Source organism: Bacillus sp. EU55 (assembly GCF_038005925.1).
In the GTDB taxonomy this organism is placed as follows: domain Bacteria; phylum Bacillota; class Bacilli; order Bacillales; family Bacillaceae; genus Bacillus; species Bacillus velezensis.
In genome coordinates this window covers 1,051,017-1,074,068 of record NZ_JBBOUE010000001.1, presented here as the reverse complement: position 1 = coordinate 1,074,068, position 23,052 = coordinate 1,051,017, and the positions used below count along the sequence as shown (strand labels likewise).

Here is a 23,052-nt window from a genome sequence, read left to right as displayed (position 1 = left end):
GCACGCTGATTCCGTGCCGTTTTTGATATTATAATGCAGATTTAACGAACATCTCATCTAAGTATTTGATTTTCTCTTCTGTATAATGCTCGAATCGGTCATTATATGATTTCGGATCTTTCGGATTGGCGAAGTGCGTGATTTTTCCGGTTTCCGGATGAATGAATTTGCTTGCCGCGCCGCAGCCGATACCGATAATCGTCTGCACTTCTTCCATAATCATAATGTTGTAGATGCTTTCCTGACCAGGGAAGGAGTAGCCGACATTTTCAAGGTTTCCGAGAATGTTTTTCTGCCGGTACAAGTAGTACGGCGTATACCCGTGCTCTTTTGTCCAGCGGACGGCGTCATCCATCATGCGGGACACTTCCTGTCTGTCGGCAACTTTATACTTATGCTTGTTTCTCGTCATTTCTGACGCCCGTTTAAAAGAAAGCGTATGAACGGTCAAAGATTCAGGCATCAGCTTTTCCGTTTCTTCAAGACTGTGTCTGAACTCAGCCGTCCCTTCTCCCGGCAGGCCGATGATCAGGTCCATGTTGATGTTATTCATGCCGTGTTTGCGGGAAAGATGGTATTTTTCGATGGTTTCTTCAACTGTATGATGTCTGCCGATGGCCTTAAGCGTTTCGTTTTCATAAGATTGCGGGTTGATGCTGATTCTGTCAATCTTATACTTATTTAAAACGGCCAGCTTCTCCTCCGTAATCGTGTCGGGTCGGCCCGCTTCAACGGTAATCTCCCTGATATTTGCGACATCCGGGAAAGAGCGGACCATCTCTTCATATAAAAGATCCATTTCTTCAGCGGTAATGCTTGTCGGCGTGCCGCCGCCGAAATAAATGGTCGTCACTTTGATATCATGATGTTTCAGCCATTCTCCGATTTTCTGCATTTCATAGTGAAGCCCCCATAAAAAGGAGCCGACTCTTCCCGCCTGTCCTTGAATGGCATAAGCCGGAAACGTGCAGTAGGCGCATTTCGTCGGGCAGAACGGGATGCCGATATATATGCTGACTTCATCTTTGACCCGGTACAGATCGGGAACCGCAGCGAGCTGGCGGTCGACAATCTCCTGCATCAGATTGATTTTTTCATCATGGATCAGATAATCTTTTTTCAGATCGGCGTGCGCCTCTTCTTTTGTCAGGCCGCTCTGCAGCTTTTTATGAAGAAGTTTAGTAGGTCTGATGCCGGTTAAGATTCCCCATTTTTGTGTCATGCCCGTATGCGATTGAAGAAGATTTAAGTAGACGTATGACAGCGTGTTTTTCACCTGTTTAAATACTTCTTTTTCGCTCCATCCGGCAAGAAGCGGTTTCGTATGATGTTCCTTTTCGCCGGTTCCTTTGATTTCTCCGGATACCGACACGCTGTCTGCATCTTGAGAAATGGCAAGTGAGATGACGAGATCAGAGGGTTCCTCCGTTTCGCCGTACGCAAGAACACACTCTTCAAAAAATAAATTCGCGATGTTTTGCAGCGGACGATGCAGCCTGTCATCCGTGATGCCGTCTATTTTTATTTGCAATGTGATCACCTTATTTTTCAGATTCAAAACTTTCTTTAGTGTACAGAAAGAACAGGCTAAAATCAATCCGCGAAAAAGCCGCAGACCGGCGTTTCGCGTCTGCGGCTCTTGATTACGGCCGTTTCATATGGAACTTATCGAGAAAGCCTTTGCGGTGCTGCATGCGGAAATATTCCTTAATCATATAGGCGACTCCCTGTTCATCATTTGACCTTGTCACCCAGTCCGCTTTTCTTTTTAATTCATTTGAGGCATTCCCCATCGCGACGCCGAGACCGGCCAGCTCGATCATCGGCAGATCATCTTCCTGATGGCCGATAGCCACAACCTCTTCCATTGAAAGCCCGAGTTCAGCGGCGACCATCGAAAGTCCGCTTTCTTTTGAAACCCCTTTAGGCACGATGTTCAGTTTTTCTCCGTTGACGCGGATCACATCGACGGCCGGGAATGCTTTCATTATCGTATCCGTTATATCAGCCTGAAGGCCATCTTCGGCATGCACTTCAATGACGGGCGCTGAAACCGGCTCATCAAGGAGCAGGTCACTTAATGATTCGACAAACTGCACCGGATAAAAAATCGGGTCAGACGGATGAATCATTGTTTTCCCGACCAGATTGGAGTTCACTTTCTTCTTGTTTCCGATCGAATATTTTTCGTGAAGAAGCCGGATATTGCATGGATAGCTTTCCAGCACCTGAACGATATTAAACGTGTGATCTTCTGATATTTTCTTTTCAAAAAACGGCTCATCTATTTTTTCAGAAATGTATGCGCCGCTGTGGGTAATCAATTTTGCATTCAGCTTTAATATTTTCGCCACTTTTTGAGCGGAGCGAAAATGGCGGTTTGTGACCAGTGTGACGTAAATTCCTTTTTTCTTGACGTATTCGATGGCATCCTTTGTCGTCTGATGAAGTTTGCCGTTGGAGCGAAGAAGCGCTCCGTCTATATTTAACGCCAGCATTTGTTTTGACACAGAGAAGTCCCCCTCCTTGATGACTGTACTTGTCATTAGGATATGACCCTGTCTCTTTGTTTAGAACAACCTTTTCTCCGCAGCAAAAAAGCCTGCCTCAAGCAGACTTTGAACTGTCGTTTTGTTGGGATACGATCGATTTGCTGCCTTCTCCCCAATGTGTATTTCTATTTACGAAATATATCAGGAACCCCTTATTTGACCGTTGATGCGCTCGTTTCACTTACTCTCTGTTGCTACCCCTTATTATACCAGGCAGTATAGGCGACCGTATCCTTATATCATCTGTAAGTGTAGGCGCTTTCAGAGTTATTATCTCAATTATATTGTTAAAAAACAAGGGTTTTTTTAACTAAAAAAATCAGAGGAAATATCTGTGCTGAATGTATGATAAAGTTGAAAGGGAACATACATTCTCATATAATAAAAGAAAAAAAGCGGTGACTGTCATGTCTCTATTAAAAGATATTTATAACGAAGAATTTGCAGAAGCACTTCTGAACAGAATCAAATCGGCGCATCCGGCTTTTGAGCGGGACAAGTGCCGGGCGCTGATATTTCAGGAAGATTGGCCCGGACTGACGTTAAAACAGCGGATGCGCCGGATCACAGACTCTTTATATGAAACACTGCCGAAGGATTACATACGGGCGCTTGACGTCTTATATGAGACAGCTCCCCGCTTCTCAGGGCTCGCCGGGATTATTTTTCCCGATTATGTCCAACAGTACGGAACGGATCACTGGGACGAATCCATGAAGGCGCTTCAGTATTTCACTCGTTTTTCCACTTCCGAATTTGCGGTCCGCCCGTATATCAGGCTTGACCGGGAGCGGATGTTCAAAGAGTTCCTTTCCTGGACGGAGAATCCGGACGAACATGTCAGAAGGCTTGCCAGCGAAGGCTCAAGACCGCGCCTCCCATGGGGAATCTCCATTCCGGCTCTTCTTGACGATCCTTCTCCGATTCTCCCTGTTCTGGACCGCTTGATGCAGGATGACTCGTTATATGTCAGAAAAAGCGTGGCGAATAACCTGAATGACATCTCCAAAACACATCCGGAGCTTCTGCTACAGATCGCAGCCGAGCGGTTCGGAAGCTGTCCGCACACGAACTGGATTTTGAAGCACGCCTGCAGGACACTGTTAAAAAGAGGAGACAAACAGGCGCTTGCGGTTTTCGGGTTTGAAGACGCCTCCCGGATTTCATTGGAACGTTTTACACTGAATTCGGAAACGGCCGCCATCGGAACAAGCATACATTTTTCTTTTCAGATCCGCTCATCCGCCCGGCAAAAAGTCAGGGTTGAATACGCGATTGATTTTGTAAAGAAAAGGGGGCACCGCAGCCGCAAGGTGTTTAAGATGTCGGAGTCCGCCATGGATAACGGGGACGTAAAAACCTTCAGCAAACATCATTCCCTTAAAGATTTAACCACCCGCAAGCATTATCGGGGAATTCACACTCTGTCTGTCATCATTAACGGTACGGTAAAAGGTTCGCTTGATTTTTCTGTTGAATAAAAAAACCCCTCCATTTCATAGATGGAGGGGTTTGGAGCTTATTCCGGGCTGCCGTAAAGCTCTTCAAGAGGTTTCATAATGATTTTGTTTAACTCGCCGATCAGCATGCTCATGCGCTGTTCCGCTTCCATCAGCTGAGAAATCAATTCATGCTGCTGTACGAGAGCAACCGTTTTTTGTGCCTGCTCTACCTCTTCCTGAGTGATTTCTTCACCTGACATCTGTTTCTGCTGAAGCTGCAGCTGTACATTGCGGAAGTTATCAAACATGCGTTTTGCGGATTCATCTGCGTTTACTTGATCATAAAGCCCTCTCAGACGGCTGTATTCATCACTGTTTCGCAAAGCTTTTTCAAGATCATATGCTGCATCATAAAAATGAACTGCCATAGTAACCGCTCCTTTCTTCCTTTCGGACATACCACTCCACTATAACAGACTGCGGAGCGACTTTCATCATCGGCGTATGTTTTCCTTAGAAAAGAATGACAAACAAAGCCTGAATTGCTCCGATTATCCCGCCGAGCAAACCGCCTAAATACGTTATCATCTTAAATTCTCTCTTGGAAATCGACAGCACCATTTCCTCCAGCCGTTCAACGGGAAACTGATCAACCTGCTCTTTGACCACTTCCTCAAGACGCAGCCGTTTCAGCACATCCTCCAAATGAGCGGCAATACCGCCGAGTGCCGCATCAAGCAGCTTCGGCGCGTACGTTCCCGTAATCTCCCCTTCATAACGGGAGATGATGTCACCGAGCCGGCATTCGAAAAAGGGCGCGGTTTGAAGTGCGGCCAAAGCCCGCTTTTTCATGCTGAACAGCAGATCTTTCGCATTCCACTTTTCATCGGCCTCATAAAGTGTATAAGATTTGAGCTTGCCCCATTCTTGAGAAAGCAGATCAGCCAGAAGCTTTTTCGTTTCCTCATTGCGCAAAAACTTTAACAGCTCAGGCAGCACACGGTCTGCCAAGCTTGAATTGCCGAGGAACATCTGCACCATGTTGCCGAGCATCCCCCGGGAATTCAAAAAGTCGTCAATCATATTTCCGAGCCTGTCTTTCCCTTCTTCGCTCTCAAAATAATCAATGCTCCGCTTCAGGATATAATCTGCGGCCATCGGGACTTTTTCATCCAGCTTTTCCTGAAGCTCATCAGGAAGCCAGTCTTTTATGGCGCGGTGCTCATATTTCCGGTACAGTTCCGAAAGCTTTTCATCGGTAAAACGGTCAATCCAGGCATCCGTTTTTTCCTGCGGATTCCGGATGCCCGCGGCGGCCAAAGCTTCGTGCACCGTCATCTCGGAAGCGGCCATTTTTTGCGTGAATTGTTCGGCGAAAAGAAGCGCCTGGTTTTTAACGGTATCTGATAAAAGCCGTTTTTTTATTCCTTCCGGGGTTAAAAGGTGGTTCGTCACCATGAGCCCCATTTGTTTTGCCAATTCATCCCGCCTTTTCGGGATCAGCCCCGGCGTAAACGGAACCCGTTTTCCGAACAGGTAATACGGCCGGTACGGACGAAATAACATCTGAATGGCAAGATGATTCGTCACCGCGCCGATCGCGGCTCCGATCACAATCATAAATAGAAACGTTCCTGCTATGCCCATTCCTTTTCTTCTGCCTCCATCTAATGTTCTATTTTCTTGATGATATATCTATTCGTATTATAGAGGCTGGCGTGCATGCGGGCAAATGAAGAACCTGAATTGTTGTTTGTGAGGAATAAGGCAAGATGCTGTTTCGTACTCTTTACAGTAGATCATCTTTTATGATGCGCTTAGCATATTTATTGGATGGAAGGGCCGTTCCATCAGCGGCTTTTTGAATAAAGGGGGAGTAATAATATGACAACACTCGGTTTTATGTCTGTATCCCGCCGGCACGAAGAAGATTACGCCGGGGAATTGGCTGAAAGAGCGCCTCAATATAATGTGCGCTTAGCCCGCTTTACACCATTTGATATATTTCCGGATTCTTTGCGCGTGAAAGCGCTCGTCTATCACCCGCAAAGCAGAAAGTGGAACGAAACGGAAATCGATATTCCCGAATATATTTACGACCGCTGTTTTTACGGAAAATCCGCTGAAGCGCAAAAAGCCAAACCGATCGTCGAATGGCTGAAAAAATATCGGAAAACGGAATTTATCGGCCGGGGGCTTCCTGATAAATGGACGGTCACGGATGCGCTCCAAAAGCATCATCTGATCAGTCCCTATATTCCTGAAACGGCCGAAGTCAGCCGCTATGAACAGGTGCAATCATACTTAGCCAAGGAAAAAGCATGTATACTTAAGCCCGCTTTCGGCGCGGGAGGCAGAGGCATCATCCTGCTTGAAACAGGCAAAAAATCAATTACGGCCACTTACTATATCGGAAAAAACAAACAAACAAAATCATTTTCCAATCACGTGTCTTTTAAGTCTTGGTGCAAAAAAGTGCTGCAGCACCGCTATTTGCTTCAATCCTACTTAAATATCCAGGATAAAGAGCGGCATCCGTGCGACATCCGTATTTTCATGCGTAAAACTGAGTCAGGCGTTTGGGAAACGGTCGGAAAAGCGGTCAGAAGGGGTTATCAGAACGGTCTTTTATCTCATTTCCCCGGAGGATCTGAACCGATTAAGTTTGACACATGGTTTGAGGAAATTCCGAGAAAGCAGCAGGCCGTTTTATTGGATGATGTCTTTTCGATCACCCAATCCGTCCCTTATTTCCTTGACGAACGGTTCGGGCCGCTGTTTGAGCTGGGGCTCGATATTTGTTATGCCAAAGACGGACGCATCTGGCTTTTGGATGTCAACTCAAAGCCGGGACGGAAAGCTATTTTAAGCGTGGCTCCGGAGGCGAAAGAGGATTTGTATACGAGTCCGCTGAGACGCTTCCGCGAACTTCAGTCACAGGAAAGCCGGAAAGGAGTATTACCGCGTGAATCATAAAGGGATGATTGTCGGCATCGATAAAAAAAGCAAAAATACGCTGTTTCTCCCCTCCTCCATGAAACGGGAAGGGCTTTTATCCGCTGCCTTCGGGACCAAGGTTGTCAAATGCCGTGTAGCCTTTTCTCAATCACTTGAAAAAAGCGCGCTCCTTTCTGAAGATTTGTTTGAGGAGCTGTTGATACCGCATAAAAGCCGGGCTGATTTTCTCATACACGGCCAGACGGTGCACATCGGACCGCTGATCGGCGTTTTCACAGCCGGGTTCACATCATCGCCGACCCGCCCGTTAAGAGACCGCACAGACTTCTTTTCCAAGATGCTCTCTCTTCATGAACAGGCGAACGGATATTGTTTCGTTTTCGGGGCCCATCAGATCAACTGGGAAGAAGGCACCGTCCAAGCGCTGATTTATAAAGAAAACAGCTGGAAACGGACGGCCGTCCCGCTTCCGAATGTCGTATATGACAGACTCCCGAGCCGAAAAACGGAAGAAGTTCCGCTTTTACAGCAGACAAAACAGAGGCTGATGAATGTCTATCAGATTCCGTGGTTTAATCCGCAATTCTTTAATAAATGGGACATTCATAAGCTTCTGGAAAAAAACAGTCTCACCGCTTCACTCCTGCCAAAATCTGTCCTGCACCCGAATGCGGAAGCGTTAGAAACGTTATGCAGCACGTTTGACACCGTCTATATCAAACCTGCAGACGGCGCACTCGGAACGGGGATTTACAAGGTGGAAAAAACAGATGCCGGCTTATCTGTCAAACACACGAATGAGGAAAAAACGGTGGTGACGGCAGAGTATTCAGATGCGGCATCCTTCATGACATCATTTAAAGAAAACAATGACCCGTCCGCATTTTTAATTCAGCAAGGCATTGACCTGATCCGGCTGGATGGGCGCCCCGTCGATTTCAGGGTGCACACGAATAAAAACGCCGAGGGGAAATGGACAGTGACGGCCATTGCGGCAAAAATTTCCGGTGAAAACAGCATCACGACGCATCTGGCAACCGGCGGAGAAGTCAGGACGTTAGCTGAATTATACGGCGATCCGCGAGAGAGAGTCGGCATGATGCGGAAACTTTCAAAAGCCGCCTTGGCGGTCAGCCGCGTGTTAAATGAGCACATTGAAGGTTTTATCGGCGAAATCGGTTTTGACCTCGGCGTCGATCATTCAGGGAAAGTTTGGATGTTTGAAGCCAATTCCCGCCCCGGGCGCAGCATTTTTTCCCATCCGAAGCTGAGATCGGTCGATTACCTGACAAAACGGAGAAATTTTGAATACGCGTCTTATTTATCAGAACGGTCCATCACCGCCCCGGAAAAACTTTGGCGGTGAGGCTGTCTTTTTTTTGGTTTACCCGGGACAGGCAATGAACGATGAGCTACAATGAACAAGATCAACATTTCCCATAAGGAGCGTGAACGTCATGATTTCGCACTTCAGCTGGAAACCGTTATTCAAAAAAGAGAAACTGCCCGGATGGCGGATTTCATTTTACTGGCAGGGTACGCATTACGAAGGGATTTACCATAAGTCCGGAGACATTGAATGGGGACACACACATCCGGGAAAAGAAGAGCCGGCTCTCGTAAAAGAGCTGCATGAATTAATGCTTTATCACATATATGACTGAAAGCTAAAAGCTCAGCCGCACCAGGCTGGGCTTTTCTTTTTCCTTCCGCTATTTACCACACCCTTTTCCGAATGAGATGCCGTTTGATTCACCATAATACGTAGTACAAAGCGGCAAACAGCATTGGGTGAAGCCGAGCTGGCAATGGTTTTCATTCCGAAAATCATCGGCTGGTGCAATTCCAGCAAACCCAACCATACTACTTTATAAAGGAGATCATACAAATGGCAAACAACAACTCTTCAAACCAACTCGTAGTACCCGGCGCTGCTCAAGCAATCGACCAAATGAAATACGAAATTGCTTCTGAGTTCGGCGTAAACCTTGGCGGAGAAACAACTTCTCGTGCAAACGGTTCTGTCGGAGGAGAAATCACGAAACGTTTAGTATCTTTCGCACAGCAGAGCATGGGCGGCCAAGGCGTACAATAACTCAATAAATGGCTTACAGAAGGCGCGGGATACCGCGTCTTCTTTTATGCCGTCACCCTTTTTTCCTATTCCACATACCCTAGGAAAAAAGGAGGGAAAACATGTCATTCATTGCCTCAGTCAATTGGGAGCTGTTTCAGTTCGTAAGTGTCTCTTTGGTCAATGAATATGTTGCCCACCATTTCCCGTTTATTCACAGGTATTCTTTTCCCCGCTGCTTTGAATGATATAATGAGCGGCGAGGAGGTTTTTTACATGAACATCGCTTTACTCGGAGCAACGGGAAGAGTCGGACAGGCTTTTATAAAAGAAGCGCAGAAACATGGACACATGGAGATATTCGCTCTTGTCAGATCAGCCGGAACAGTCCTTCCCATTCCTGAAAAACATATCATAACAGGGAATGCGAGGCGGCGGGAAGATGTAAGCCGATTGATTTCCAAAGCGGACACAGTCGTGAGCTGTCTCGGCACGGACGGTGACGATACCCTTTCAGCCGCTATGACCCATATCATAGACGGCATGAAACGGCATCATGTTCAGCGTCTGATTACGATCGGCACCGCGGGTATCCTTCAATCACGGCTTATGCCTGATCAATACCGTTTTGAATCGGCAGAATCAAAACGAAAATCAACAAGAGCCGCAAAAGAACACGCCCGCGTATACGAGATGCTGCTGGCAGAGGATCTTGACTGGACGATCATCTGTCCCACCTATCTTCCTGACGGAGATGCTGCCGGAGTTTACCGGTTCGAACAGGATCGCCTTCCTGAAGACGGCGCTGAAATCACCGTCGGAGACACGGCGCATTTTCTGTACCGTGAGCTGATCAGCCCGCAGTTTGTCAGAAAACGGGTGGGACTGGCTTACTGAAGGCGATGAAAGAATATCTTTTATAATAAAAAGCAGATCGTATATTCGTTCTGCTTTAAAATTTTTTCTTTTTTCATTAATAGACAATGCTAATCACTAAACAATCATATACCATAAAACAATAAAGACTATCGGATTAAAAGGAGATGTATTTATCCAGCAAAAATTTTTTCACAACACCCCCACGCGATTACCTTCTGACATATCCTTATTTGTTCATATTTAATATAATCAGGTGTATTTTTAAATAGTTGTTCTTTAATTTGTATCCTTTCCTCAAAATCTTTAATAACCTTAGGAAACATGCCGCTTTTCATTCTAATTCGATCTAACCTTTTTTCAAGTCCATCTTTTAATACATACTGCTCAAATCGATCAGTAAGTTTTGAGCCTAGCCCCGGTATAATATTGTCCTCGTCACTCCCCCCTAAATTTTTCAAATCCTCAAACCTATGTAATGTAGCTGCTAACTCAGAGTAAGGCTCAAAAAAAGAAATGAAATTCTTGTAATAGTCATGAAATTGTTTGTTTTTAATATTTTTTACTTTAATACCATCTTTCCAGTCGTAATACTTTAAATTTTCCACCAAACGCTGGTTTGTTTCAATTTCACAAAGTAACTTAAGCATTCTCCTACTAGAATTGGTTTCCGAAAGCATATATAAAGACGGAGAAACTAAATTTTCTTTCTCTCTAACCTCTAAATTAATTAAAGAGGCAATGCTTTTTTTTTCATAATTATTATATATCTTTTGAATTTCTTTTTGAGTTGATCCGAAACTATCATCTTTAAACCTCTTATCACTATCTACTATTATAAGAACTATTAATTCTTCTTTTAACTGATGTTCTACGACTTGATACGAGGTACTCCCTCCCCCATTAGACATACTAAAAGATAATTCTAAATTAAAATTCGTTTCAGTAGTTAAATATTTTTCAGCTAAAGATTTATAAAAATAAAAATCTTTAGGGTTTTCACAAACCAATACTGATTTACTCAATTTATAATAACTTTGAAAGAACTCAATAGGGACTTTGAAAATATGTCCATTATTTTTAGGGACTTTTTTGAACTCTTCGATAACAGTTGCCACGATATAATCACACATTTCTTTTTCATATGCACCTAAAGTTGAAACCTTTGTTAAAATATTTTGATAGGTTTTTATCGCACTATAATCTAATAACTTACTCTCAATTATCTTCTCTAGTGTGTAAACAGAGCCTATAATTACATGATTTCCTTCTTGACGTGATTTCGCTATATTATTCAATGCTATTATTATACTATCTTCTCTTGATAGATTGCTTGTTTCAATTAAATAGTTAGCTACTGATTCATCTATTTTAATAAGCAAATCTAAACCTCCATATTAAAAAAACCTAATGGCCATTTTTCTAATATTCCCTCATTATCATAAATGGATTTTTCTATTTTTGTACTATAGGCGTCCTTTTCATTATTAAATATCAAGATATTTACTAATTCACTAGTAAAATCATTAGTTTTTTTTGCAATCCGATACCCAACCCTATTAATAATTGCTTCGCTATGAGTTTCAATAATAATCTTTACATCTATGTTCTCTTTTCTACAAGCATTAATCACATTTATAAATGTATCTACTAATTTACCTTGAAGTGCTGGGTGTAAATGTAACTCAGGCTGTTCAATAACTAACGTGTACATTAAGTTCGGGCTTCTATATCTTGGACCTTTTTTTATATTTATATATTTCCACATAGAAAGAACAATAGGGAGCAATTGAGAATATCCAAACCCAGTATCCGCTAAATTTATTTTATCCCCATTATCATAAATAAGTTGTAATGAAGTGTGTCCCCCTGATATACTTGTCTCAATATGGAATCCAAGATTTTCTTTTGTCCAATTACTAAATTTTTTCTTTTGTAGTGGATTCATGTTATGGATAATCATGGGTAAGTTTTCACCTCTTGAATCAATTTCATCAACTGAGACACCTTGAAGTCTATAATATCTTTCTGCACTTGCTCGAACTGGGGCAATATAATGTAAATTATTAAAGTATCTTTCTAGATAATTATTGGATAATGTTATAAATTCATTTATATGCATACCTACGAAATAATCCCGTATTTCAAGAAAAGTTTCATTTTCAAGTGAAAGTAAATTCAGGTTCTGCTTTAAGGTGTTTGCTGTAGTAGATTGGTTTTTTAAACTCCTTAATAGCTCATCAGATGAACCGAATTTCACATCATCTATTAGACGTTCGATAGTTTCATCACTTGTTGATTTATATGACATATTTTTGAGTATTAATTTTAATTTACTTCGAAAAAAAGAGCTAGCACTCTCCGCATATTCGTCTTTAATCTTTTTTGTTATATAGATAGGTAATAAGCTAGCCCCGAAACTACTTGGACTTATATCAGTAAATTCCTCAGATATTGGTCTTCCATTAATATATAACTTATTAATAGAGTTACCCATTTTCCCCTCCTTAATAATTTCCACTTCTTGTTCATCAATGATGAGTTTCAGCTTCTGAATTGAATCGCTACTGCAGTGTATTGATAATTTGAAATTTCTTGTGTCTGAACCAAAAACGCTTTCTTCATAAAAACCTCTAATATTGTATCTATTTCTAAATATAATATCTCTTTGAGACATTTCGAACTCAAAACTAAAGCATATAGTCTCACTTGCATTTAATTTATTGATACTTTCTTTAAAGCTTCCAAAATCAACCAGTCCTTTACTGTACCATAGTATAGGATCTTTAGTCTTTGTCTCAACTGTTTGTTTTATTAACGGAAATGACCTTAAGAATGTACTTTTCCCAGAGCTGTTTTTACCAACAACTATTGTTAAAGGCTTTAAATCAATATAACCTGTATCTATTAAACTTCGAAGATTTCTAATTCTGATTCTTTTCATATTAACTCCTTTTATGGGATATTTAATAAAATATTATATATTATAACATTATTTCTCTTATTAAAATTGAATTTTCTTCTGTTTTAAGTTTTTTTAAAGGGCGAATCTTTAGATTCACCCTTTCCGATTACACCGCGGACTTCGCCGTTCCTTTCTGCAATTCATACATTTGATGGTACTGCCCCTTTTGCGCCATTAATTCGTCATGGCTTCCCTTTTCAATGATGCGGCCCTTTTCCAGCACGAGAATCTGGTCTGCGTGTCTGATCGTGGAAAGCCGATGGGCGATAATAAATGTCGTACGCCCTTCTTGAACGACTTGCAGCGCTTTTTGAATGACTGCTTCTGTTTCGGTGTCAATGTGCGCCGTCGCCTCATCCAAAATTAAAATGGCCGGATCAAACACAAGCGCTCTTGCAAAAGAAATCAGCTGACGCTGGCCTGAGGACAGTGTGCCGCCTTTTTCAGTAACGGGCTCTCTGATGCCCTTTGGCAGAGATTTCAGAAGACTTGCGGCGCCGACTTGGCGAAGCGCTTCTTCCGCCTGCTCCAAAGAAATACGCTGATCATCGAGTGTCACATTGGAGCCGATCGTGCCCGAGAAAAGATACGGGTCTTGCAGCACAATGCCCATATGCGACCTCAGCTCCTGCCTCGACATGCCGTATATGCTTTTATCGTCCAGCAGAATATCCCCTTTTTGAGCATCATAAAAACGGAACAGAAGATTCAGGATGGAGCTTTTGCCGGACCCTGTATGGCCGACGAGGGCGACCGTCTCCCCTTTTTCAGCTGTAAAGCTGATGTGTTTCAGCACCTCTTCCCCCTTTCGATATCCAAAAGAAACATCACGGAATTCCACTGTCCCTTTCGCCTTTCTGTCTGCGGGAGCGCCTTCTTCTTCCGTTTCCTCCTCCTGTAAAAGCTCGAATACCCTGGCGGCAGAGACACGGGCCAATTCAAGCTTCGAAAATTGGTTGACAATCCCCGTAACCGGCTGGAACAAACGGTTTAAATAATCAACAAATGCATATAAAACGCCGATCGAAACAATTCCGGCCGCACTCAGACTCGCGCCTCCGAAATACCAGATCAGCCCGACAAACGCCAGATTGCGCAACACATTGACAAGACTGTGGGACATGAGGGAATTTAAGGACAGCATTTTGTTTTTGTAGCGGAAATGAGCTTCATTCAATTCTTCAAATTCCTTCATCGTTTCCTTCTCTCGGCGGAACGCCTGAATAATCGGCATCCCTTGAATGGACTCGTTCATTTTCGCATTGATGTCACTGTTAATGGAACGGATTTTTTGGTTGAAGACGGATGCGTATTTGCGATACACAACCGACCAGATCATTAAAATCGGGATAATCAGCAGGCAAACGGCGGCCAGCCTGACGTCAAGCATAAACAGCGCCGTAAAAATGCCGAGCATATAAACGCCGCTTGTGATAAATGTCGACAGCACCGTTACATATAAATCCCTCACCGCTTCTGTGTCATTCGTAATGCGGGCCACGACTTTTCCGGCAGGCAGATTATCAAAGTAGCGGATCGGCATTTTCTGAATGTGTGAAAATACATCCTGCCTCATGCGCTGTATGATCCGATTCGCTCCCATCTGCAGCAGATAATGCTGGCCGTAATGAAAACATACGGAAAACATGAGCAGTCCCGCGTAAATGGCGGTCAGCGTCAGCAATCCTTTTATTTCGGGACGGTAAAATTGAAAAATCTCCTGTCTTGATAACGTAATGGCGGGATATGACCTGCTTTCTTTACCGTTTGATATTGTCAGCCGGCCGTCAGACACAGAACGGTTTCCGTCAAAACTGACGGGACGGTCAACAAAATAGTAGCCCGCACCGACTTGATAAATGTGCGCCTCTCCGGTTTTGTCCGCCCCCGGTTTGAGCCGGTCCTCCCTGACATAATCATGCCCCCGGAACCTGACGGCGCCCGGATCGTCCGCAGAGGCTTTAACCCATGTTTTTTCAATGCCGAGAATGTGGTCGTCAATCATTTTTTTTCCGATAAACGGGCCGGTCAGCTCAGTGCCGACCGCAATAATGAGCAGGACGACCGCCCATATCAGCAGCTTCTTATATTGAAGCGCGTAATTCCATAATCTTCTCCCGGTCTTCATGCGCCCGTCCCCCCTTCTTCAAGAGAGGACAGCTGCTGCCTCTCATATTGTTTTCGATACCAGCCGTTCTGCGCCAATAGCTCCCGGTGCGTGCCTCTTTCAGATACCCGGCCTTCATCCATGACGAGAATGAGATCTGCGTGTTCAACTGCCGAGAGCCGGTGGGTGGTGATAATCGTTGTTTTATGCCGCCGTTTTTTACGGATGCTGTCAATGATGGCGGCTTCCGTTTTCGCGTCTACGGCAGAAAGCGAGTCATCTAATATGAGAATGTCCGGATCGGTCAAAAGCGCTCTCGCAATTGAGATGCGCTGCTTTTGTCCGCCAGAGAGCGCTACGCCCTTCTCGCCGACAAGCGTCTCAAGCCCGTCGGAAAGCATGCCGATATCGTTTTCAAAATGCGCATCTTTCAGCGCGCTGCCGATTTCCTCTTCGTTTGCATCCTGCCGTCCGTAAAGCAGATTCTCTTTTACAGTCTTTGAAAATAAAATATGATCCTGCGGCACATAGCCGATCCACCCGCGGAGCTCCTCAAGCGGAATCTCCTGAATCGGAACGCCTGTAAACGTGATTGCTCCCTCACCGGGCGGATATTCACGCAACAGCTGCTTAATGATCGTCGTCTTTCCGCTTCCCGTCTTCCCGACGATGCCGAGTGTCTGCCCTTTCTCTACGGAAAAAGATACATCGGAAACCGCCGGTCCAGCTCCGATCGGATATGTGAAAGTCACATGTTCAAAAGCAAGACGCCCGGGCTCCTTGATTTGGGCGGGGTGCTTGGGTCCTGTCACGTCAGGCTCATAGGAAAGCGTCTCATTGACACGATCCAAGGAAGCATTTCCGCGCTGCATGATATTGATTAATTCTCCGATCGCAAACATCGGCCAGATCATCATTCCGAGGTACACGTTAAACGATACCAGCTCTCCCAGCGTCAGCCGGTTTTGAAAAACGAGATAAGCGCCGTAGCCGAGACCGATGAGATAGCTGAGGCCGACGAGAAGTTTCACAGTCGGTTCAAAAAGTGAATCGATAAACGCCACCTTCATATTTTTCTCATATACATCCGCCGTCATATCACCGAACCGGCTGACATCATTTTTTTCCTGCACGAATGCCCGGATGACCCGGACGCCGGATACCGACTCCAGCACCTTGTCATTTAATGATCCGAAAGCATCCTGCGCTTCCGTAAACCGCTCATGGATCTTTTTTCCGTACAGGCTGACCGCAGCCGCCATTATCGGCAGCGGAATAATCGCGGCAAATGTCAGCTTCCAGCTGATGAGAAGCCCCATTGTCAAAAATATCGTCAGCATATACATCGTCGAATCAACGAGCGTTAAGACCCCGAAGCCCGTCGTCATACTGACGGCCTGCAAGTCATTTGTCCCCCGCGCCATTAAATCGCCCGTTCTGTATTTCTCGTAAAACGGCGGTGACATTTGAAGAAGCCTTCCCATCAGCTTTGAACGGAGAATCTTCTCCATGACATTCGCCCCGCCGAAAAGCTGATACATCCAAAAATAAGACAGTAAATAGACGGCTGCCGTTAATGCGAGAAAAACACATATGTAAAACAGCATCCCGCTTTTTGTAAACACACCCGCCTTCATATCGTCTATCGCGTTACCGAGAAGTTTAGGCGGAAACATTTCAATGACATTCACAATCAATAACAGAACAATCGCTGTCGTATAGCGCAGCCAATAGGCTTTAAAAAACCACGCGAGCTTTTTTAATACAGTAAACAAATACCGTCATCCCCTTTCATCAATCAGCCGCCCTCAAGCTTTTCCGGATTGTTTTTCATTGTTTTCGCTAATACCGCCACATGCATCACACCTGTCTTTCTTTCATTTTTTTGTATAAAAAAAGACATGAAGCCTCAGCTCCATGCCTCTTATTATTATAAATAAGGTACAGACCCGCCGTTTATGCGCGACTGCCCCGTTTTTAAGCAAATGTTCAGAAAACGGAAGCTGTATGGGAGTCACGCCGGTATTCAGCTGAAGATGAGTTGACAAGCTTTAGTTTTGACATGATCCATACCTCCTTTTTCCCTATATTGTTCCTTCATCATATAAACAAATCCTTTTTTTGTCAATGCAGGTTTTACATTTCTGCCATTCGGGTATTGTAAAACAAACCTTTTTTACTGAAAGGATGAGGCCGATGTTTCACGCGGACCGGTTGATAGCTGCTTTTGACGGAAGTGATGATAGTAAAAAAGCGCTCCAAAAAGCCATAGACCTTTCAAAAACATTTCACGCGGATTTAACGGTCGTACATTCCCACAATGCAAAAGATACCCGGACGATTGTTGATCCCCCGAGGCCGGGAGCCGGGGCAACGTATATCGGCGGCGGGATTGCAAGCGTTCCTGACCCGCTCCAGGCGGAAAGAATCTCCCCTGATCCGATGATTTATGAAGACCGTACGGAAGAAATCGTTGCGGAAGCGAGAATGCTGATGAACGACAGCCAGATTGACGGGGATATCGACATTTTAGAAGGTGATCCCGCTGATGCCATTATCGAGCATGCCGACCGTATATCGGCGGATTTGATCGTCATGGGGAGCCGGGACCAGAACAGGCTGAAAAAACTTTTATTCGGAAGCGTCAGTGAAAAACTGTCATCGAAATCCGATATTCCCGTGCTGATCGTAAAATAATTCTTTCTGTAAAGCAGCTTAATCAAAAGCTGCTTTTTTTACAGCTCCCGGCTGTTTCTTCTTTTTTTCGGCATCACAAAAAAACTCGCCATGATCAAAAAATCGATGCACAATACGACAGACCAGCCCTTTAACAGTACGCTGAGCGCTTCGGTGCGGGAAGCATCCTGAATGAGAAATACCGTTCCGGCTAAAAGAACGCCGCCGATGACAAATGCTAATACATGTCTTCCCCACCCTTTTGCATAATGTTTGGCATAATCCAGTCCGTACCGTTTGACCGGTTTTGCCCCTTCCTTGACCACATAATAGCGGAACCGCTCATCCGCCCATTGAATCATGCTTTTCCCGAAGGCGACAGACACTCCGATATAAATGGCCGCCACCGCATGCGCCATAGTCGCCGCCGCCCCTCTGTATAAATCAGCTGCGGCCGCCAGAAACAGTACGGCATCCAATAAAGGAATGAGAGCGAAAAAAAACATTCCGAGCTTTTGCCGCCTGAATATATAGCGCGCCGCCAATCCGAAGATGACAGCCGCCCAAAAAGCAGCCTCACAAATGACAATCAACCAAGCAATCGCGTTCAATCCGGTTCCCCCTTATCGTTTTCTAAAATGCATTGTATCACTGCTTTTTATTTAATACAACTGTATTACAAAATTGCAAGAAAAAATATTTCCTGTTACACTGGAACCATGCCTAAAATAATCGATCATGAAAAAAGAAGAAAACAAATAGCCGAAGCCACTTGGCGGACGATTTTGGAGCGGGGAATGGAAGGAGCGACAGTGAGAAACATCGCCCAGGAAGCGGGTCTTTCTTTAGGCGCGCTGAGGCACTATTTCACCACCCAGGATGAGCTTTTAGGGTATGCGATGACACTCGTAAAAGAAAAAGCGGCCGCCAGAATTAACGAAGTTGCCATGAAAGATCTGCCGCCGAAAGAAAAAGCGGTGCGTCTGATGCTTGAAATCATCCCGACAGATGAAGAAACGATGGCTGAAATGGAGGTATGGTTCGCTTTCACAGCTTATGCCAGACATAAGGGAGAAGAGTTTCATCCCCAGCAGGACGGGATCTTGGCATATATCCGCGGCCTGATTGACTGGCTGGATGAAAATAAGCTTCTGAAACCGAATCTTGATAAAGAGATCGAAGCGGAGAAAATGTACGCCATCGCAGATGGATTGGCGCTGCATGCCATGCTTGAACCTGAGCGTCTTTCAAAAGAGAAGATCTCCCGTGTGCTCGTGCAGCATATCGAATCTCTTTTTATCTGACTGAAGTAAAAAGGCCGGATGTGTTCCGGCCTTTTTTCAGCTTATGACTGAACCCCGAGCTCCTGCTGAATGTGCGACTGAAAAGCCTCCTGAATCGTTTTGGCTACAGGTCCCGGCACTCCGCTTCCGACCGGTTTTCCGTCAAGGGTTACGATCGGGATTAATTCAGCCGTCGTTGACGAGATGAAAATTTCATCCGCATCCCTGAGTTCGTCTTCGGTAAGAGCCTTCTCCCGCACCTCAATCCCGTTTTCTTTCATCAGCTCTAACAGCTTCATCCGCGTAATGCCGTTTAAAATCAGCTCATTTGCAGGATGCGTCCGGACAGTGCCGTTTATGACGGCGTATACATTGGAAGAGGTTCCTTCCGTGACCGCTCCGTCCCTTATCAGCACCGCTTCATAAGCGCCTGCTTCATAGGCTTTTTGTTTAATCATCACATTATACAGTAAATTCAGACTCTTAATGTCACACCTCAGCCAGCGTTTGTCTTCCGCCGTTATGGCCTGCGCTCCGGCTTTTTGTTCATTTTCCGGTTTTTTCACTGAAAAGGTGTATGCCGTCGTCTGCGGTTCCAATCCTTCGTCATACTGGTGCTTCCGCGGCGCCTTCCCTCTCGTCGTCTGTATATAGACCCCGCCGTCAATGAGTTTGTTTTCCTGTACGAGCTTTTGCAGATCCCATTCTATGTCCTCTGCGGAGAACGGCAGGGTGATGCCGATTTCTGCGGCGCTTCTGAAAAGACGGACGATATGCTCACGCAGACCGAATAAGGCGCCGTTATACACTCTGATGACCTCATACACACCGTCACCGAATTGATATCCGCGGTCCTCAATATCAACTGCCGCTTCTTCACGATCAATCAACTGGCCGTTTACTAATGTCTTCATGTAAACCCTCCTCATCGTTATCTGCCGTGATGTGCATTCTCAGCTGTTATTGTCAACTATTCTATCATACTGTACGAGCCGGCTGCGGAGTTTATTTTTTTCTTAAAATCTTATTATTCGACATCTTTTCTATGTCTTTTCCAGTTTTGTTCCTGTATACTTGATTTGACATACATATGCTGTTAACTTATGGCACTTCGCAAGCCTCCGCTGTTATCGGCATTATGCAGAAACTTATGCTACTGGAGAGATTGTTATGCGCAACACAAAAGAAGGTGCTTCCCCTTCTCTGTTTTCATTGGCTTTTAAACTTACGAGTTTAGCAGTTTTGTGCGGACTGCTTCTGGTAATCGTCATAATGGGATATTCCGCTTCCGCCGCAAAAAACAAACAGGTCACCGTGACCGCAAACGGGCAGCTTCGGGATGAAGCAGAAAGCCTGCGGCTGAAAAATGATTCTCCCGACGTCTTAATGAAACATTTGCAGAGAGAGCGTGACCCAGGGAAAAAAACGGTATATTTAACCTTCGACGACGGGCCGTCTCCATATACTGAACAGCTGTTGAATGTATTGAAGGCAAATGGCGCAAAGGCCACTTTTTTTATGCTTGAACCGCGGATGAAAGCCTATAAGCATTCCGTGCAAAGAGCGAAGCAGGAAGGAATCGCGCTCGGCCTGCACGGCGTGACGCACGATAATCACCTGTTTTATCAAACACCGACATCACCGCTGAACGAAATGCAGCAGGGACGCGATACGCTCGAGGCAATCACCGGAGTAAAAACGGATCTTGTCCGCACGCCATACGGCAGTAAACCGTCATTGACGGCTGCCCAGATTAAGAATCTCGAAAAAGGCGGATTCGTGTACTGGGACTGGACGATAGACAGTGAAGACTGGAAGTACAAAAACGCACGGTACGTGCCGGAAGTATTGAATCAGCTCGCATATTTGGAAAGCGTTCATACGAGCAGGCCGCATGTCATTTTAATGCACGATCTGCCTGCGACGGTGCACGCTTTGCCTAGCCTGATCCAAAAACTGAAAGCCCAGGGCTACTCCTTTGATGTTCTGACGGATCAAATGATTCCCGTCCATGAATAAGAAAAGCCGGATCTGTATATGATCCGGCTTTTTTATGTCGCGGCGCTGATCCGTTTTGCAAATTCACCGATCTTCTCATGGATGACAAGATCAAATAAATAGTCGCAATATGTCGGCTCAAGGTTAATGATCACCTGCTTCAAACCGGGAATCCGGCCCGCATCCTCAGGGACAAACCTTGCCGGCGCCACTTCAAGCGAAGTGCCGATCACAAGAAGAAGATCAGCTTTATCAAGCTTTTCATAAAGGGTTTCAAAATGCTGAACGAGATCGCCGAACAGCACGACATCCGTTTTTAATACGGTGCCGCATACCGCATGATCACCGATTTCCGCCGTACATTCCGGCACTTCGTCCTTCAGCAGATGAGAAAGCCCGTAGCGCGCTCCGCAGCGGGGGCATGCGGCGGTCTGAATTGAACCGTGAAGCTCATAGACACTGCTGCTTCCCGCTTTCTTATGCAGCCCGTCAATATTCTGCGTGAAAATGTCTACCTGCTTTCCCCGCTTTTCAAGATCCGCCAAATACGTATGGCCGGCATTCGGTTCATAGCTTCCGCTCATTTTCATCTGAAAGAGCCGTTTGAATTTAGGCCAGAATTCACGCGGACGGCGTTCAAAGGATTCCCTGCTCATCGCTTCCATTCTGGAGATGTCCTCGGTCCATATACCGCCCGCCGAACGAAAATCAGGAATGCCGGATTCCGTGCTCATTCCCGCTCCCGTCAGCACCACGATACGTTCCGCCTGATTGATCAATGTCATAAACGCTTCCACTCTTCCACCGCCTTTTCTTTTTATCATATCATGAAAAAAGAACGGCGCCTGTTATGCCCGTTCTTTTTCTCCGGAATGATCCTTCACATGAACCGGATCATCGTGGCTTTTCTGTTTTACGAATACATTCTGGCCCGGATAGGCGAACTCCACGCCTTCCTCAGCAAAAATATCAATAATCCGGCGGTTGATATCCTGCCGCACGTCCAGGCTTTCCGCCCAGACGATGGTCTTTGTGTAAAAGTTGAAAAACAGATTATAATAGCTGTCCGCAAACACGTCAAAGTTAACCATAATCGTATCATCATGCACGCCTTCATGTTCACGAAGCATTTCTCTGAGCCTTGTGATGCACCGCTCTAAACGATCAATCGGCGTCGCATAAGAAACACGAACGGAAAACGTGACCTGGCGCTTCGTCATCCTCGTCCAGTTTGTGATGGCTTCCATGGACAGCGTTGAATTGGGTACGGTAACAAGCGCCCCCTGCGCCGTCCGGAACCTTGTGCTTCGGAATGTGATATCTTCAACGCCCCCCGTCACAGATGACGTCTCGACCCAGTCGCCGATCGTAAACGGCTTTTCCGTAATGATGATAATGCCGCCGAAAAAATTGCTGATCGTATCTTTAGCCGCAAGCGCGAAGGCCAATCCGCCAAGTCCGAGTCCGGCCACGAACCCGTTTACATCATAATTGAATTCCTGCGCGATCACACTGACGCTGAGCGCGAGAATGACAAAGCGCAGCACCTTGGATAAAAACGGCGCCAAAATGTCATCCATATCAAGCTCAAAGCGCTGATTGACTTTATGAAATAAAAACGAAGACGCCGATGTCAGATTGCAAAGCCCCCAGGCGATCAGCGCAACGATCAGAGAGCGGTACAATTTTTTGACAATGTCCATCTGCCCGTCTAAAAACGGCGAATACTCAATCGCCAAAAACAGACCCAGCGCCACGAAAAACCATCTGGCCGGCTTGTCAAACGCTACGGCAATCTGTTTGAATATGTCGGTTTTCGGCTTGTTCGCCAATTTGTAAATGAGCTGAAAAAAGTATTTGACAAACAGTTTTCTCAAAACGAGAAAAGCCGCTAAAATTCCGATGCTGATACTGATCTGCAAAATATGATCAAGAGTAAAAAAGCTCTGAAATTGTGTCATCATGGCATATGCTCCTTTGTCTTGTCGAAAATCTATTATACTAAAACATTCGGACATCAGCTTCTTTTAATGTCTTTAGGCAGCCTGAAAAACCCCGGCATCAGAACACAGCCGGGGTTTTCACACATTCGTTCATCTTTCAGCCAGATACAACAGGGTC

At 45.2% G+C, this 23,052-nt stretch carries 22 protein-coding genes; 10 read left to right on the top strand and 12 right to left on the bottom strand.

Features of this window, described 5'->3' with window-relative positions:
- Positions 1 to 28: 28 nt before the first annotated feature.
- Positions 29 to 1,531: a coproporphyrinogen III oxidase gene (locus tag NYE50_RS05705; RefSeq protein ID WP_159353966.1), complete on the bottom strand. Its 1,503-nt coding sequence runs from the start codon at positions 1,529 to 1,531 to the stop codon at positions 29 to 31.
- Between the two features lie 112 nt (positions 1,532 to 1,643).
- Positions 1,644 to 2,510, bottom strand: a complete 867-nt coding sequence (locus NYE50_RS05700) for a Cof-type HAD-IIB family hydrolase (protein WP_012117197.1) — start codon at positions 2,508 to 2,510, stop codon at positions 1,644 to 1,646.
- A gap of 383 nt (positions 2,511 to 2,893) precedes the next feature.
- On the opposite strand from NYE50_RS05700, the gene NYE50_RS05695 reads away from it, so the two are divergent.
- A complete protein-coding gene (locus tag NYE50_RS05695; RefSeq protein WP_159353965.1) occupies positions 2,894 to 4,033 on the top strand; it encodes a DNA alkylation repair protein in 1,140 nt (379 codons plus the stop codon).
- A 38-nt stretch (positions 4,034 to 4,071) separates the two neighbouring features.
- Here NYE50_RS05695 and NYE50_RS05690 read toward each other — a convergent pair whose 3' ends face one another.
- Positions 4,072 to 4,422 carry a YlbF family regulator gene (locus NYE50_RS05690; RefSeq protein ID WP_014720937.1) on the bottom strand — a complete coding sequence of 117 codons (351 nt, stop codon included), beginning with the start codon at positions 4,420 to 4,422 and terminating at the stop codon, positions 4,072 to 4,074.
- Positions 4,423 to 4,507: 85 nt separating this feature from the next.
- Positions 4,508 to 5,641, bottom strand: a complete 1,134-nt coding sequence (locus tag NYE50_RS05685; protein WP_159353964.1) for a DUF445 domain-containing protein — start codon at positions 5,639 to 5,641, stop codon at positions 4,508 to 4,510.
- Between the two features lie 237 nt (positions 5,642 to 5,878).
- On the opposite strand from NYE50_RS05685, the gene NYE50_RS05680 reads away from it, so the two are divergent.
- The 6 genes from NYE50_RS05680 (at position 5,879) to NYE50_RS05655 (ending at position 9,923) form a co-directional block, all read left to right on the top strand.
- Entirely contained in the window at positions 5,879 to 6,970 is a 1,092-nt protein-coding gene (locus tag NYE50_RS05680; RefSeq protein WP_094295657.1) for a YheC/YheD family endospore coat-associated protein, read from the top strand.
- Positions 6,960 to 8,318, top strand: a complete 1,359-nt coding sequence (locus NYE50_RS05675) for a YheC/YheD family endospore coat-associated protein (RefSeq protein ID WP_103527023.1) — start codon at positions 6,960 to 6,962, stop codon at positions 8,316 to 8,318. The genes NYE50_RS05680 and NYE50_RS05675 overlap by 11 nt, the downstream gene beginning before the upstream one ends.
- An 82-nt stretch (positions 8,319 to 8,400) precedes the next feature.
- The gene (locus NYE50_RS05670; RefSeq protein WP_012117190.1) at positions 8,401 to 8,616 is read left to right on the top strand and encodes a YheE family protein; all 216 of its coding nucleotides are present in this window, start codon (positions 8,401 to 8,403) and stop codon (positions 8,614 to 8,616) included.
- A gap of 224 nt (positions 8,617 to 8,840) precedes the next feature.
- The gene (locus tag NYE50_RS05665) at positions 8,841 to 9,047 is read left to right on the top strand and encodes an alpha/beta-type small acid-soluble spore protein (protein WP_014417315.1); all 207 of its coding nucleotides are present in this window, start codon (positions 8,841 to 8,843) and stop codon (positions 9,045 to 9,047) included.
- 101 nt (positions 9,048 to 9,148) lie between these two features.
- The gene (locus tag NYE50_RS05660; RefSeq protein ID WP_007610363.1) at positions 9,149 to 9,274 is read left to right on the top strand and encodes a hypothetical protein; all 126 of its coding nucleotides are present in this window, start codon (positions 9,149 to 9,151) and stop codon (positions 9,272 to 9,274) included.
- A 28-nt stretch (positions 9,275 to 9,302) separates the two neighbouring features.
- Entirely contained in the window at positions 9,303 to 9,923 is a 621-nt protein-coding gene (locus NYE50_RS05655) for an NAD(P)-dependent oxidoreductase (protein ID WP_014417314.1), read from the top strand.
- A gap of 152 nt (positions 9,924 to 10,075) precedes the next feature.
- Here NYE50_RS05655 and NYE50_RS05650 read toward each other — a convergent pair whose 3' ends face one another.
- The 4 genes from NYE50_RS05650 to NYE50_RS05635 form a co-directional block, all read right to left on the bottom strand.
- Positions 10,076 to 11,284 carry a hypothetical protein gene (locus NYE50_RS05650; RefSeq protein WP_129091267.1) on the bottom strand — a complete coding sequence of 403 codons (1,209 nt, stop codon included), beginning with the start codon at positions 11,282 to 11,284 and terminating at the stop codon, positions 10,076 to 10,078.
- Positions 11,285 to 11,286: 2 nt separating this feature from the next.
- A complete protein-coding gene (locus tag NYE50_RS05645; protein WP_129091268.1) occupies positions 11,287 to 12,846 on the bottom strand; it encodes an AAA family ATPase in 1,560 nt (519 codons plus the stop codon).
- Positions 12,847 to 12,973: 127 nt separating this feature from the next.
- Positions 12,974 to 14,995, bottom strand: coding sequence for an ABC transporter ATP-binding protein (locus tag NYE50_RS05640; protein ID WP_224988483.1), 2,022 nt, complete (start codon positions 14,993 to 14,995; stop codon positions 12,974 to 12,976).
- Positions 14,992 to 16,749, bottom strand: coding sequence for an ABC transporter ATP-binding protein (locus NYE50_RS05635; RefSeq protein WP_224988485.1), 1,758 nt, complete (start codon positions 16,747 to 16,749; stop codon positions 14,992 to 14,994). Before NYE50_RS05635 ends, NYE50_RS05640 begins: the two co-directional genes overlap by 4 nt.
- A 421-nt stretch (positions 16,750 to 17,170) precedes the next feature.
- Between NYE50_RS05635 and NYE50_RS05630 the strand changes: the two genes are divergently transcribed.
- On the top strand, positions 17,171 to 17,671 hold the full coding sequence (locus tag NYE50_RS05630) for a universal stress protein (RefSeq protein WP_007409250.1): 501 nt from the start codon (positions 17,171 to 17,173) through the stop codon (positions 17,669 to 17,671).
- A 38-nt stretch (positions 17,672 to 17,709) separates the two neighbouring features.
- On the opposite strand, the gene NYE50_RS05625 is transcribed toward NYE50_RS05630, so the two are convergent.
- Positions 17,710 to 18,261: a hypothetical protein gene (locus tag NYE50_RS05625; protein ID WP_014417310.1), complete on the bottom strand. Its 552-nt coding sequence runs from the start codon at positions 18,259 to 18,261 to the stop codon at positions 17,710 to 17,712.
- Between the two features lie 108 nt (positions 18,262 to 18,369).
- Here NYE50_RS05625 and NYE50_RS05620 point away from each other — a divergent pair, with 108 nt between their 5' ends.
- Positions 18,370 to 18,954, top strand: a complete 585-nt coding sequence (locus NYE50_RS05620) for a TetR/AcrR family transcriptional regulator (RefSeq protein WP_095060926.1) — start codon at positions 18,370 to 18,372, stop codon at positions 18,952 to 18,954.
- Between the two features lie 41 nt (positions 18,955 to 18,995).
- Here NYE50_RS05620 and dat read toward each other — a convergent pair whose 3' ends face one another.
- The gene (gene dat, locus NYE50_RS05615; RefSeq protein ID WP_160241837.1) at positions 18,996 to 19,847 is read right to left on the bottom strand and encodes a D-amino-acid transaminase; all 852 of its coding nucleotides are present in this window, start codon (positions 19,845 to 19,847) and stop codon (positions 18,996 to 18,998) included.
- A gap of 256 nt (positions 19,848 to 20,103) precedes the next feature.
- On the opposite strand from dat, the gene NYE50_RS05610 reads away from it, so the two are divergent.
- Positions 20,104 to 20,952 (top strand): polysaccharide deacetylase family protein, encoded by an 849-nt coding sequence (locus NYE50_RS05610; RefSeq protein ID WP_129091272.1) that lies wholly within the window; start codon positions 20,104 to 20,106, stop codon positions 20,950 to 20,952.
- A 32-nt stretch (positions 20,953 to 20,984) separates the two neighbouring features.
- Here NYE50_RS05610 and NYE50_RS05605 read toward each other — a convergent pair whose 3' ends face one another.
- Both NYE50_RS05605 and NYE50_RS05600 read right to left on the bottom strand, forming a co-directional pair.
- Positions 20,985 to 21,716 (bottom strand): NAD-dependent protein deacylase, encoded by a 732-nt coding sequence (locus NYE50_RS05605; RefSeq protein ID WP_400127579.1) that lies wholly within the window; start codon positions 21,714 to 21,716, stop codon positions 20,985 to 20,987.
- Positions 21,717 to 21,779: 63 nt separating this feature from the next.
- A complete protein-coding gene (locus NYE50_RS05600) occupies positions 21,780 to 22,895 on the bottom strand; it encodes a mechanosensitive ion channel family protein (RefSeq protein WP_007409256.1) in 1,116 nt (371 codons plus the stop codon).
- Between the last annotated feature and the right edge of the window lie 157 nt (positions 22,896 to 23,052).